This window comes from Gilliamella sp. wkB18, assembly GCF_001690875.1.
Taxonomy (GTDB): Bacteria; Pseudomonadota; Gammaproteobacteria; order Enterobacterales; family Orbaceae; genus Gilliamella; species Gilliamella apicola_A.
On sequence record NZ_LZHM01000068.1, the window covers coordinates 57245 to 71733 of the forward strand.

General features: G+C 32.3%; 13 protein-coding genes. 1 reads left to right on the top strand and 12 read right to left on the bottom strand.

Translation table 11 applies throughout. The annotated features are described in order from the left end of the window. Window positions 1–11 precede the first annotated feature (11 nt). The 10 genes from murF to A9G48_RS07300 all read right to left on the bottom strand — a co-directional run bounded on the left by murF (window position 12) and on the right by A9G48_RS07300 (window position 10539). Complete coding sequence (gene murF, locus A9G48_RS07255) at window positions 12–1373, bottom strand: UDP-N-acetylmuramoyl-tripeptide--D-alanyl-D-alanine ligase (protein WP_034944269.1); 1362 nt, start codon at window positions 1371–1373, stop codon at window positions 12–14. Further along, window positions 1370–2920, bottom strand: coding sequence for a UDP-N-acetylmuramoyl-L-alanyl-D-glutamate--2,6-diaminopimelate ligase (gene murE, locus A9G48_RS07260; protein WP_081299257.1), 1551 nt, complete (start codon window positions 2918–2920; stop codon window positions 1370–1372). Before murE ends, murF begins: the two co-directional genes overlap by 4 nt. A 10-nt stretch (window positions 2921–2930) precedes the next feature. Beyond that, window positions 2931–4697 (bottom strand): peptidoglycan glycosyltransferase FtsI, encoded by a 1767-nt coding sequence (ftsI, locus tag A9G48_RS07265; RefSeq protein WP_080715856.1) that lies wholly within the window; start codon window positions 4695–4697, stop codon window positions 2931–2933. Then, window positions 4697–5080, bottom strand: a complete 384-nt coding sequence (gene ftsL / locus A9G48_RS07270; RefSeq protein ID WP_051825074.1) for a cell division protein FtsL — start codon at window positions 5078–5080, stop codon at window positions 4697–4699. Before ftsL ends, ftsI begins: the two co-directional genes overlap by 1 nt. After that, window positions 5070–6008 (bottom strand): 16S rRNA (cytosine(1402)-N(4))-methyltransferase RsmH, encoded by a 939-nt coding sequence (gene rsmH, locus A9G48_RS07275; RefSeq protein WP_034944273.1) that lies wholly within the window; start codon window positions 6006–6008, stop codon window positions 5070–5072. Before rsmH ends, ftsL begins: the two co-directional genes overlap by 11 nt. A 16-nt stretch (window positions 6009–6024) precedes the next feature. Next, on the bottom strand, window positions 6025–6471 hold the full coding sequence (gene mraZ, locus A9G48_RS07280; protein ID WP_034944276.1) for a division/cell wall cluster transcriptional repressor MraZ: 447 nt from the start codon (window positions 6469–6471) through the stop codon (window positions 6025–6027). Between the two features lie 366 nt (window positions 6472–6837). Continuing rightward, the gene (pgl, locus tag A9G48_RS07285) at window positions 6838–7536 is read right to left on the bottom strand and encodes a 6-phosphogluconolactonase (protein WP_034944279.1); all 699 of its coding nucleotides are present in this window, start codon (window positions 7534–7536) and stop codon (window positions 6838–6840) included. Window positions 7537–7552: 16 nt separating this feature from the next. Next, a complete protein-coding gene (zwf, locus tag A9G48_RS07290; protein WP_065568611.1) occupies window positions 7553–9010 on the bottom strand; it encodes a glucose-6-phosphate dehydrogenase in 1458 nt (485 codons plus the stop codon). A 187-nt stretch (window positions 9011–9197) separates the two neighbouring features. After that, window positions 9198–9482 carry a 50S ribosomal protein L25 gene (gene rplY / locus A9G48_RS07295; protein WP_034944284.1) on the bottom strand — a complete coding sequence of 95 codons (285 nt, stop codon included), beginning with the start codon at window positions 9480–9482 and terminating at the stop codon, window positions 9198–9200. Window positions 9483–9666: 184 nt separating this feature from the next. Beyond that, the gene (locus tag A9G48_RS07300; protein ID WP_051825077.1) at window positions 9667–10539 is read right to left on the bottom strand and encodes a D-hexose-6-phosphate mutarotase; all 873 of its coding nucleotides are present in this window, start codon (window positions 10537–10539) and stop codon (window positions 9667–9669) included. Between the two features lie 192 nt (window positions 10540–10731). Between A9G48_RS07300 and hemW the strand changes: the two genes are divergently transcribed. Beyond that, the gene (gene hemW / locus A9G48_RS07305; protein ID WP_034944286.1) at window positions 10732–11865 is read left to right on the top strand and encodes a radical SAM family heme chaperone HemW; all 1134 of its coding nucleotides are present in this window, start codon (window positions 10732–10734) and stop codon (window positions 11863–11865) included. A gap of 227 nt (window positions 11866–12092) precedes the next feature. Here the strand turns inward: hemW and A9G48_RS07310 are convergent, their stop codons facing one another. Next, entirely contained in the window at window positions 12093–13061 is a 969-nt protein-coding gene (locus A9G48_RS07310) for a sugar kinase (protein WP_034944289.1), read from the bottom strand. Window position 13062: 1 nt separating this feature from the next. Further along, the gene (locus tag A9G48_RS07315; protein ID WP_034944292.1) at window positions 13063–13878 is read right to left on the bottom strand and encodes a DeoR/GlpR family DNA-binding transcription regulator; all 816 of its coding nucleotides are present in this window, start codon (window positions 13876–13878) and stop codon (window positions 13063–13065) included. Window positions 13879–14489: the final 611 nt, after the last annotated feature.

The window sequence follows — 14489 nt, forward strand, 5'->3', positions numbered from 1 at the left end:
TTAATCCTGATTCATTTTGAATTGTGTAATTGAATTTTTTCTATGATTTCTTCCATTTTGGCACTACGAGAACCTTTAACTAGCATAGTTAAAATAGGGTATTGTCGTAATAACGTTAACAGAAAATTTACTGCGTCTTGTTTATTATTAAAATGGTGACCTACACCGCTATACTGACTAATAAAATAGCTTAATTTGCCAACACTTACCACACAATCTAACTTTTCATCATGAGCAAGTTTGCCTATTTGTCGATGATATTTTTCAGATTCTAGTCCTAATTCTCCCATATCACCAACCACTAAAACTCTAAATCCTGGCTGTTTTACTAAAACTTGTATAGCAGCTGACATTGAACCAACATTAGCATTATATGAATCATCCCAAATCAATTGGGTTTTATTTAATCTGATTGGGAATAAACGGCCTTTAACTGGTTGTAATGTTACTAAACCTTTTGTGATTTGTTGGATATCTGCTCCTACTGAAAGAGCTAAAACAGATGCTGCTATCGCATTAGAAACATTATGCAATCCAATTATTGGTAATACAATTTCACTTTCACCATTGGGCGTATGTAAAATAAATTTTGTTTTTTCTGAAATTTGAATATCGCTAGCATAAAAATCAGCTGATGTATTATTTAATGAAAAAGTCCAAACAGTTTTATTTACTAATTGATTAAGCCATTTATCGCAGTAGCTATCTAAATTAATAATAGCGATTCCATCTCGAGATAACCCTTCAAATATTTCACCTTTAGCCATTGCAACACCTTCAAATGAGCCAAACCCTTCTATATGTGCTTCAGCTATATTATTGATTAAGACGCTTTGTGGTTTGACCATATTAGTAGTATAAGCAATCTCGCCGATATGATTCGCTCCTAATTCTATGACAGCAAACTGATTTTGCTCAGTTAATCGCAGTAATGTCAGTGGAACACCAATATCGTTATTAAAATTTCCCTGAGTATAGAGAGTGTTACCACAACATTGCAAAATTGCAGCGGTCATCTCTTTAACGGATGTTTTACCTGATGATCCCGTTACAGCAACAATTTTAGCCAGACTTTGCTGTCGAACAAAAGCCGCTATTTGCCCTAAAGCTTGCCGAGTATCTTTCACAACTATCTGTGGTACAATCTTATCCAGCTTATGATTGACAATCACGACAGTAGCACCATCTTTAACTGCCTGCTCAGCGAATAAATGCCCATCAAAATGCTCACCAACTAGAGCAATAAACAATGCATGTTTAGCAATTTTACGTGAATCTGTACAAATTAAATTAACTACAAGACCTTCATCTTGAATATAATAAGATTCGCCACCCACCATGTTTTTAATTTGTTTTATAGTTAATGGAATCATAATGGATTCTCTACTCCTAGAAGCTGCTTCACTATTTCTTGATCTGAATGATAATGTTTTGTTTTTCCAATAATTTGATAATCTTCATGCCCTTTACCCGCAATTAAAATCACATCATTAGCCTTGGCTTGAGCAAAAGTTTGCGTAATAGCTGCAACTCTATCAATAATAACCTGTACGTTTTTACTCTCAGCTAAACCTTGCTTAATGTCATTAATAATTTTCATTCCATCTTCAGTTCTTGGGTTATCATTAGTTAAGACGATTTTATCAGCATACTGTGCCGCTATTTCACCCATTAATGGTCTTTTACCAGAATCTCGATCACCACCACAACCAAAGATCACCCATAAAGATCCCTTACAATGAATGCGGCTTGCTTGTAAAGCTTTTTGCAATGCATCTGGAGTATGAGCATAATCAACAATGAAGGTCGGCCGATGATTGGCATGTAGTACCTCCATACGCCCACAGATAGGTTTAAGGAAAGATACCATGTTAACTACAGAAAAAAATGGAAAATCAAGTGTTAATAATGTTGCTATACACATTAGTAAATTTGATACATTAAACTCACCCAATAATCGACTATAAATAACAGCATGACCCCAACTTGATTCCATATGAATCTTGGCCCCTTTATCATGATACTCAATCATGGATACACCTACATACGGAATATTCAAATTTTTTAAATGACTCAGCGATTTTGGTTGACATGAAACAGCAGTGACTTGTGAAAGTTTCTCAATCCACCGCTTACCATATTTATCATCATAATTGATAATTGATTTACCAGAATTGACAACTTGCTTATCTTTTGTTTCAGGACTAAATAATGACCACTTTGCTTTAGCATATTTCCCCATGGTTTTATGATAATCAAGATGATCACGACTTAAATTAGTAAATACTGTTGCAGCAAAAGTTATTCCTTTAACTCGATTCATAACTAATCCATGGGAAGAAATTTCCATAGAAACAATTTTGACATATTTTTTTACAAAATCAGCCAAAAATGTTTGAACATCAATTGCTGATGTTGTTGTATTTTCTGACTGTTCAAGTTGATTATAAATACCATTGCCAATGGTTCCCAAAAGTGCTACTTTTTCATTTAGTAAAGTTGCACATTGAGCTATAAGCTGCGTAACTGTAGTTTTTCCATTTGTCCCTGTCACACCGATAACGGATAATTTTTTTGAAGGAGAATGGTAAAAATCATTTGCTATATAAGACATACGGTTAGATAATCGAAACACTTTTACTTGAGGAATATTTCTTTTTCCTTTTTTAATATAATCAATATGAAGATCATCTGATTTTTTATCTGCCTCGATTAATACAGCAACAGCTCCGGCTTGAATAGCTTGTGGAATAAATGATTTTCCATCAACAGTGCTCCCTTTAATTGCAACAAAAACATCATTTTTTTTGACCATACGACTATCAATACGTAAATAATTGACAGGAAAATCTTCTATACATTCGTTATTATTTCCACCTAATAAGCTGAATAATGTTTTAAATGTGATTATAGTCATCATTTACCACCCATTAATAAATAATCATTTGGCCATCAACTTGACGATCCGGTTTTACATTCATTGTTCGTAACACCCCCCCCATGATATGGCTAAAAACAGGTGCAGAAACAGATCCCCCATAATATTGACCAGCTTTTGGGTTATCAATAACGACAACCAACGAATATTTTGGTGCTGTAGCGGGAGCTATACCTGCTGTATAAGCTAAATATTGATTAACATATCGCCCATCCGATAGCTTTTTTGCTGTACCTGTTTTAACTCCAACACTATATCCTGGAATAGATGCTTTAACTCCACCTCCAGTGACAGCAACAGCTTCCATCAATTGAACCACTTTTTTAGCTATATTTTCAGGTACCACTCTTTCACCTTGGACAGGTTTTGTTACTTTTATTATTGAAACAGGGCGATAAATACCATAGCTACCAATGGTTGCATAAGCTCTGGCTAATTGTAGTGGGGTAACACTCAAACCATATCCAAATGCAAATGTAGCTCTTTCAATATCTGCCCATTTTCGAGTTCTATCGGCCGCAATTGATCCACTAACTTCACCTCCTAATCCAAGACCTGTAGTTTGTCCTAATCCAAAACGGCTATAATATTCAACTAAGTCAGCTGGTTGCATCTGTAAGGCTAATTTACTTACCCCTACATTACTCGATTTTTCTAAAATACCGGCTAAATTAAGTGATTTTTGATATGAGACATCTTTAATTTCGTAACGATTTACATAAAATGGTCTCGTATCAATAACCGTATTTAAATCTGCAATTTTCTTTTCTAACGCCGCCATTACTACTAGAGGTTTAACTGTTGAACCTGGCTCAAAGGCATCAGTCACTGCACGATTCCTCAATAAAGCATAATCAATTAATGAACGATTATTAGGATTATAAGATGGGCTTGTTGCCATTGCCAAAATCTCACCTGTATGAACATCAATCAGTACTGCTGTACCACTGTCTGCTTTATTAAATTCAACTGCTTGAGTAAGTTCACTATAAACTAAAGATTGTAAGCGTTCGTCTATGCTTAATGTTAAATCAGATGCAGTTTCACTATTTATTCGTTCTAATTCTTCAATAACATTACCACGCCGATCACGCCTTACAATACGTTGTCCTGATTCTCCTATTAGCCATTTATTATAACTTTTTTCAATACCTTCCGATCCTTTTTCAGTGCCATGCTCGTCAATATCTGTTAAACCAATCAATTGGGCAATATTTTCAGCAGCTGGATAATAACGCTTAGACGTTTTAGCAAAAGATACTCCCGGTAATTTTAATTTTTTCAAATAACCAGATATTGTCGGTGTTATTTGTTTTGATAAATAAACAAAACGCATCGATGGGTTATTAAGCTTTTGTTCAAGTATTGACATTGGAATATTAAGAACCTTTGCCAATCCTTGCCACCTTGCATCTGCTGGATTCACGCCACCTTTTTGCACTACAATTTTAGGATCAGCCCAAACATCAAACATGGGCACACTTACCGCTAATGCACGCCCATTGCGATCAGTAATCATTGCTCTTGGTGCATCCATTTCTTGATGACGAAGAGAACGTTTATTTCCTTCAGCAATAAGCTTGTCTGGTTCAATGATTTGCAAAATTGCCATTCTGGTCATTAAGCAGATAATCGCAAAAATAATTAAACAATAGACAAGATAAAATCGACTAGGCGTAAAAAACTGTTTTTTACTATTTAGTTTATTAATTTTATTATTCTTAGCTCTATCTTTTTTATGTTTTGTTATTGGTTTCATTATTTACTCTTTATCACAATAACAGTTTCATTTTTTTGCGCCACATAGGACATGCCTAATTGGTTTTTAGCTTTACTTTCAATACGTTTTGGATCGGCAAGCACATTTTCTTCAATAACTAAATTACGCCATTCACTTTCTAATACATCTTGTTCTAATAAAAGTTGCTCACGTTCAAATAACTGTCTACGAACCTGCTGAGTTGTAATTAAAACAGCAACAGATGAAGCAACAATAAGTGCCAGTAAAAATAATGAAAATTTTTGATGCGTAAGAAAATCACTAATAATCAAGCCAAATAAACTCTTAGTTGACCTTTTTTGACTGCCTGTGCCAACATAAGTATTATCATGATAATTATCATTGTATTGATTAGTGTTCATTTTTCCTTTCTGCTATCCTTAATATTGCGCTTCGAGAACGTGGATTATTATAGATTTCAATGCTACTAGGCTTAATTTTACCAAGCGATTTTAATTTCGCTGTTCCATATTGCTTAATTTGTTCTTCTGTCAGTGGTAATCCAGCTGGAAATTCTGGACCTTTGCTTTGTTTATTAATAAATTGTTTTACTATTCTGTCCTCTAAAGAATGAAAACTAATTATGGCAAGTCGTCCATTATTTCCAAGCAAAGGCAAACTACTATTTAATGCTTGTTCAACTTCTTCTAACTCACTATTAATATAGATTCGGATAGCCTGAAAACTACGCGTTGCAGGATGCTTATTCTTATCTTTTTTAGGTATTATTTTTACGATTAAATTAGCTAATTCTAAAGTACGCGTAATAGGTGAAACTCTATTTTGCTCTACAATGGCTCGTGCAATGCGTTTAGCAAATTTTTCCTCACCAAATGTTCTCAGCACCCATGCTATATCGTCTTCACTGCTATTTAGCAGCCATTCGCTTGCCGTCATTCCTTTGTGATTATTCATCCGCATATCAAGTGGCCCATCACGCATAAAAGAAAACCCTCTTTCAGGATTATCTAACTGTGGTGAAGACACACCAAGATCCAACAAAAATCCATCAATTTTGCCTAATAAGCCTTGCTCATCAGCATACTGATAAACATTTGAAAACTCACCATGTATAAAAGTAAATCGAGAATCATTTATATTTAAAGCAACTTTTTGAGCACGATCATCGCGATCTATAGCGATTAATTTTCCTTTTGGACCAAGTTGCTGAAGTATTAATTTCGAATGTCCACCTCGCCCAAAAGTACCATCAATATAAATACCGTCTTTTTTTATATTTAATGCTGTTATTGCTTCATTTAATAATACTGTTGTATGTTGATAATCCATCAAACTTTTACTCTTTTTAAATTGTTAAATTTTTTAAATTATCAGATAAGTTTTCAATATCTACTGGTAGTGCAGCAATATCTTCACTAATTTGCTGATACCAAATTGCTTCATCCCAAATTTCAAATTTATTAGATTGGCCAACGAACATTATATGTTTTTCTAACTTAGCATAAGTGCGTAATGTAGATGGTATTAAGATACGTCCTGAATTGTCCATAAAGCATTCTGCCGCATAACCTAATAATAATCGTTTAATCCTACGTTCAGATTCAATGATTGTAGATAATGTTGACAACTGCTGTTCAATTCTCATCCATTCAAACATAGAATAAAGTGTAAGACAAGAATGATATAAACCAATTGTGCAAACCATACCTTCAGACAAATTTTCACGATAGCGAGTAGGAATAGACATCCGTCCTTTACTATCTAAATTGACTAAAATTGCCCCACTAAACATTTAAACACCATTATTTATAAAATTTTACTATTTTTTAATTGTTAAAAATCAAAAAAATAGATATCTTTATTGGTTTTACCACTTAACCCCACTTTTTACCACAAAAATTCCTAAAATAATAGATATTTAATTAATTAATTTGTAGATATTTGATTGCAGGGTCTTTAACTTATTATGTTAAAAAATTCAAATTGTTAAATGGATATAAATAAATAGGAAATAATGATCTCTTAACGGAATATCTAACTTAATTTATAATTGGATTATGTATTCCGATAGTTAATGATAATATTAATAAAAATAAGTAAAAATCGTTGAAAAGAGAATTTGAAAATTTGCCGACAATTGTCGGCAAACTTAAATAGTTTAAGATTCAGCCCAAAATCCGGTTACATTGGTTTGATTTTGCTTAATTATTGTCCTAATTGGCATTTGGTTAATATCATCACCTTTTTCAGCCTGTTCTAACACATTTAATTTGCTACCACCAATCAAATGTAAATAAATATTTTTACTATTTAATATTGTTGGTAACGTTAAGGAGATCCGATCAAGAGGTGCTGTTAATGGAGTCATACCAACAACTTTTTTACCTGAGTTCATATCTAATCCTGCAGCTAAATTAGCCGCACCAGGAAAAAGCGAAGCAGTATGCCCATCTTCGCCCATACCTAGAATTAAAACATCAAATGGCATCGGAAATTTATCTAAAACTTTGTCCGTAATTTCAGCGCCATCAAATGGGTTATCACAATCATTTTTTAAACCAACAAAATTAGCTGACTTAGCTTTATTTTGTAATAAATAAGTTAGGACTAACTTTTCATTACTTGCATCATCCGTATTATCCACCCATCTATCATCAACAAGTGTAATAAAAATACGATTCCATTCTAAACTTTGTTGGCTAAGTATTGTAAATAATGGAATTGGTGTTTTACCGCCAGAAACAGCAAAAGATGCATATCCTTTTTGATCAATCGCCTGTTTTAACGCACCGATAATGCGTGAAGCTAAATCTTCATTCAATAATTGACTACTTGCATATTTATTTAATATAAACATATTTAAGTTTCCTTTATCAAAATTCGTGCCATGAATGTCCATCTTTAGTAATTAAAGCAACAGATGCCACCGGTCCCCAAGTCCCTGCTTGATAAGTTTTAGGTAATTCTTTTTTACAATCCCATGCATTAATAATTGAATCAACCCATTTCCATGCAGCTTCAACTTCATCACGATGTACAAATAAAGCCTGTCTTCCACGCATTACTTCAAGTAATAATCGTTCATAAGCATCAGCGCTATGTTGATGAAAAGTTTCACTAAAACTCAAATCTAGTTTGGTTGTTTGTAAATTATGTGTGCTGTCCAAACCCGGGACCTTATTTAAAATCTCAATATCCATACCTTCATCTGGTTGTAAACGAATAGTTAACTTATTTTGTGGTAATTTTGGATAAGATTCACTAAAAAGATTAAGAGGTAAAGGTTTAAAATAAACCACCACTTCAGAACATTTACTTGGTAAACGTTTACCTGTACGTAAATAAAATGGCACACCAGCCCAACGCCAATTATCAATATCAACACGAATGGCGACGAATGTTTCAGTATTACTCTCTTTATTTGCACCGTCTTCCTCTAAATATCCTGGTACATTAATACCATTTATAAAGCCGGATGTATATTGACCTCGAACTACTTTTTCATGAATATTAGTTTTATTTATTGGTCTAAGTGCATTAAGTACAGCTATTTTTTCATTGCGCAAATTATCATCTTCAAGATTTGCCGGTGGTGACATCGCAATCATAGTTAAAATTTGCAATAGATGATTTTGTACCATATCACGCATTTGTCCAGCTTTATCAAAATAACCCCAACGCCCTTCAATGCCGACTTGTTCAGCAACTGTAATTTCAACATGATCAATCGAGTTACGATCCCAAAAAGAAGCAAAAACGGGATTAGCAAAACGCAAAGCCAGTAAGTTTAAAACAGATTCTTTCCCTAAATAGTGATCAATACGATATACTTGAGATTCACTAAAAAATTTAGCGACTGAATCATTTATTTCACGAGAAGATTGTAAATCAGTTCCAAGCGGTTTCTCCATGACAATACGGTTTTGTAATTGATTCAATCCTGCTTTTGCTAACCCCTTACAAATTGTTCCAAAGGCTCCTGGATGCATTGCAAAATAAAAAATAGAAGGGTATTTATGATCAAGCTTATTTTTCAAAGCCTCAAAACCGGATATATCATTAACATCTAATTTATGAAAATTAAGCCGTTGACTAAACCTTTTCCAAATATTTTCATCTAAAGGTTCTAACATGAATGTGTTTAATGCTTCTTTTGCCACTTCGATATAAGCAGCATGATCCCAATCAGCTCGACCAACACCTAATATTTTTGTCTGTTCAGGTAGTTTTCCATACTTTTCTAATTGATATAAAGACGGCAATAATTTACGTCTTGTCAAATCCCCTTTAGCACCAAAAATAACTAAATCGCAAGGCGGGATATCAGACATGGTTTTCTCCTAAAATGATATAAATATGATTTATTTTATTATGTTAGACAGTCAGTGTATACCCAATTAATTCAATAAATCATAATAATAGGCGTTTGCCTTTATTTATTTTAAAACAGAAAAGCAAAAGGTCACCAATTGTGGTGACCTTTTGCTTAAGTTTTGTTTATTATATTAAACAATAAAATTATACGCGCACAAAGTCCATATGAACTAATTTTGGCTTGAATGGATGACGTTGAACTGCTTGTACTTTAACTTTAACCGCTTTGCCATCAACTTCAATCGTTAAAACTTCAGAATAAAATTCTGGTTTTTCTTGCATATTAAAAACTCTGTTATGATCCAACACGACAGAGATCGCTGCCTCAGCTCCACCATAAATTATGGCTGGGAATTGACCAGCGTGACGCAGGCGGCGGCTCGCACCCTTACCATGCACTTTTCTAACTTCTGCTTTTAATGTAAACATGTTTATTTCTCTTATTTGTTTAAACAAAAAACCAATCACAGGCGACCCAGTAGTTGGCTATCAAATTGGTGCTTTAAAAAGCTAGAGGATTATAATGCGTTATGTTTGTAAACGCAATCAATTAATCCACTCATTATAGATACAAAGTCTATTGATTACGTATATAATTATTGAATACATGGGATTATAGCAATTCTAATTTTAAACCATAGGTTGTTTTATGTGTTGAAGATAATGTTAATAATTTATTAATACATGCTGTTTCAACACAAACCATTGATTTATATTCATCATCACCAAAATCTTCCATTGCTTTCGCTTTTTCTGACCATGGATTCCAAGTCACCACATCGCTAGAATTAATATTAGTTAGCTGAATTGTTCGATTCCCATCAGTGATAATTATTTGCTTATCAGCACAGGTATAAATACGATCTACCTCTTGATTAAAAGTTAATTCTCCAACAGTCCTAGGCTTATTTTCAACTGATAAATGGTCTTGATAATATTTACCTAATCCTTTGACTACGACATGGTCAATGTTATCTATACCAAAATAGGTATGTAATGCGCTAGTTGCTTCAAAGTCTCCCATACAACTCAATCCAACTTCACAAGTGTTCCCCAAATGAAGATTTAATGAAATATTGAAAGGTTTTGAAAAAAAAGACGAAGTTTGTTGATTATTAGTCAGTGATAAAATTAGATCAACTCCATTATCATTTTCTTGGCAAGATTCTAAAGTCCAGTCAACAATACGCGCAAAACCATGTGAAGGATTTCCTAGTTGCCCAAACCAAGGCCAACAAATTGGGATACCGCCACGGATAGCTTTGCCTTTTTTGAAAAAGTTTTTTTCGCTTATCCAAATCACCGGTGTTAATTCTATTGATGGCTGCCAAAATAATAAATGAGCACCTTGTAGTGAAATAGCTGCGGTACAAGTTTTATGTTTAATTATCAGAATTGGTAATTCATTGAAATTAGACTGAATAACCGAAGAGCTTATTAAATAACCTGACAAACTACTATCCAAAATGTCTTTTGAAATACTCATAATTTCTCCTACTTGAAATAAGTTTTCTCGATAATTAATATCGAAAAATTAATATTCATTGTACGTTTTTAACACAAAATTTAAAAACACCAAATAGATTAAATAAGCTTTTTTTTATAAATTGAGTTAATATAACGTTATATTTGTATAATAGAATAAACTAGCTATATTTATAAGTTTTAGGATCGGCAAATGTTTCAGTATAAAATTCCCCTTAGTTTATATATTCATATGCCGTGGTGTATACAAAAATGCCCTTATTGTGATTTTAATTCTCATACCATAAAAAAAACACCTGAATATAGTTCTTACATAGATCATTTGATTGAAGATTTAAAACACGATGCAAAGCTTTGTACCGATCGTGTCATTCATTCTATTTTTATTGGTGGAGGTACGCCAAGTTTATTTTCGGCTGAATTAATTGATTACTTGTTAGCAAGAGTAAATAAAATTATTCAGATAGATAATGATGCTGAAATTACTCTTGAAGCAAACCCAAATTCGGTTGATATTGAAAGAGTCATAGGATATCAACAAGCAGGAGTAAATCGAATATCAATTGGCGTACAAAGTTTTCAACCAGATAAGCTTTCTAGCTTAGGGCGCATTCATACCCCTTTAGAAGCGATAAATGCAGGTAAACTAGCCCATAGATTAAATTTGCGTAGCTTTAATTTAGATTTAATGCATGGGCTTCCAAATCAAGAACTAAATGATGCACTTTATGATTTAAAGCAGGCCATTGATATTGCCCCGCCACACTTATCTTGGTATCAATTAACTATTGAACCCAATACCCTTTTTGGCTCTAAACCACCTATTCTACCGGATGATGATAAATTATGGGAAATTTATCAACAAGGTCATCAACTTTTAATACAACATGGCTACCAACAGTATGAAACCTCGGCTTATGCAAAAGCAGGTTCTTGGTGTCAACATAATTTAAATTACTGGCGTTTTGGCGATTATTTAGGTATTGGGTGTGGTTCACATGGAAAAATAACACAAACGAATGGGCAAATAATTAGGACAGTAAAAACTCGTCATCCAAAAGGGTATTTAAAAGGACATTATTTAGATAAATCCTACACTATACCTAAAGAAGAATTACCATTTGAATTTTTTATGAATCGCTTTAGATTATTAGAGCCAACGCCAAAATATGAATTTGAGCAACGCACTTTTTTACATTTACATACTATTGATAAGCAAATTTCATCAGCTATTGAAAAAAATTATCTTGTTGAAGATAAACAAAGTTGGCAAATAACTGAGCATGGTAAACTATTTCTAAATTCGCTATTAGAAATTTTTTTATAGAGAAACAAATTGTTCATTCAATGATGTGTTTACAATAAATTAACATAATACAATCTAAATATTTAATAATTTATTAACATTTAATTACATACTTTTACTAAAAAATTGTACATAATATATCTGACAATGCATTTATTTCATTGTTTTCCTATTCCTTATGTTTTCCCAATAACTTTGTTATTGGGACTTTTTTGCTGTTTATTTTGTATAAAATAAACTTACAATTTTTAATTTGCTTTGGAATTGGAGATAAATTGTTCTAATTCAATTAATGTTGATGTACCCTCCATAGGTCCTTTTTGGGATACCGCTAATGCACTACTAGCATTAGCATATTGTAATGCCTTTTCAATAGAAAATCCTGCTAACATTAAACTTACAAATGTAGCTGCAAAACAATTACCCGCTCCAGTTGGATCAATAGATTGAGTTTTAAAACCATCTATATGCATAATTTTAATTTTATTTTTTTCATCATAACCGTAATAATTAGCACCTTTATTACCACATTTTACAACAATATGCTTAATTCCTTTTTGTAATAAATTAATTGCTGTTTCTTGTTCTGTCTCATGATTATTGTATGCAAAATAACTTATTTCACTTTCACTTAGCAAAAATATATCTGTATATTCTATAATATATCCAAAAGATTGTTCCATTTCTTGAATATTAAACATCTCTTTACGTAAATTGGGATCAAATGAAATAGTTCCTCCTTTTTGCTTTATAATGTTTAAGGCTTTGCGTACTGCATCAATTGCTCGAAATGAATACAGCGATGATCCTATAATATGCAAATGTGTGCAATCTTTTAATAAATTTTCATTGATAAGATTAAATGAAAGTAGACCACAAGCACTATTAGGTATGTTAAAAATAAAATCTCTTTCATTAGATTCTTTATAAGAAACAAAAGCACTTCCTGTATTAGCTTTACTATGAGATGTTATGCCATCAATAATTACACCATCTTTTTTTAACCGAGTAACACACATTTTACCAAAGGTATCTTTACCAACGCAGCTAAAAAAAATAACAGGAAAACCTAATTTTGCAACTTGATCAGCAAATATCGCTGGAGCACCACTAGGAAAGGGACCAATAAACTCGCCTGCTTGATCAAATCGTTGATGCTTTTTTTTTGCTAAAAACTCAACTAATAGTTCTCCAATAGTACAAATTTTAAATCCCATATTATGCCTCCAATGCATTTTGATAAGTCACACTAAATTTATTTGCAAAAAGTTGCTTAAAATTTGAATCCAATAATTGCTGATGATATTCAGTTACTGCTGGTTTTGATAAAATCAAGACATCGATATTTTTCAATTTTCCAATACAATGCTGATCGTTATAAACAATTCGTTGCGGTAAAATACCAATGAGATGACTCGCTTTTTTTGCTACTTGCTGATATGCATTAATTTGTTCAATATCTTCAATTATTAAGTTATTATCACTATTAATTGCAATTAATTCTATAATGAAATGTGTAACTGGATAATTCTGCAAAATAACACCAATAATATCAGTTTGCAAAATATTACTTTCAAGTAATAGTCCGCCAACAAGAATGATATTTGAATCGGTGAATTCATTAGCCAATTGGGCATTATTGATATCATTCATAATCAGTGTTAATGATTTTTTACTATGTAAATAAGGAATGAGTTTTCTTGTCAATCGCCCATGACTTAAAAAAATAGTATCACCATCATTAATATAACTTAAACAGTTTTTAACTAAATCAATATCACAACTATCATCTATTTGAGGCAAATCATTAGCCCCTAAAGCACTAGCTTTATTTGAAGATACTTCAGATGATAAATAAATTGCCCCACCAAAAAAACGTTTTAAATACCCTTGTTGTTCTAAGTAGGTTAAATCTTGACGAATAGTTACGGTTGAAACTTTAAGCATGTATGATAGCTCTTCTACTTTTACTTCACCTTTTTTTCGTATAATTTCCGCAATATCTAATCTACGTTTTAATAGGGCTGAAGACACTCTAGTCAATTGTTATTTCCTATATTACAAATAATATGTTAAGAATAATGATGATAAAATTTATCATACAAGTGGTCAACAAGAAATCACTTTCATAATTAAACGTAATTTAGGTATAACTCGTTGCACAAAAGGTTTCTAGTTTACTAGCTAGCATCTAAAAGGCTATTTTTTAATTTTAAATTATTTTCTACTTTCAGAACTAAAGTATATTTTTGTGATCTTTCTCACAGTAATTTCACTTTCGAAACGTCAATTAAATTACAAGTCTATGTTATTCTAGCTAGGTATATTTAGTTCTTATAGTTACGCAGCAACAAAAAGTATAATAATACTGCTAACAAAATTAATGCAAAAGTAAGATTGATAATGATTAATGGTTCCAATTTTCCATATGAGTAAAATATTACCTTATCAAATAAGGTTTTAAATATAGTCACCATTACGATATTAGTGTTAAATGGCATGAAGATGATTTAATCAAAAAATTTATCGTGATCAAGGTAATAATATTGCTTGTTTTATTATTGATATAGCAGCAAAAACTAATGAGTATTTAAATATTTTACAACAATCACAGCATACCGTAATCACCAAAGATATCCTTGATC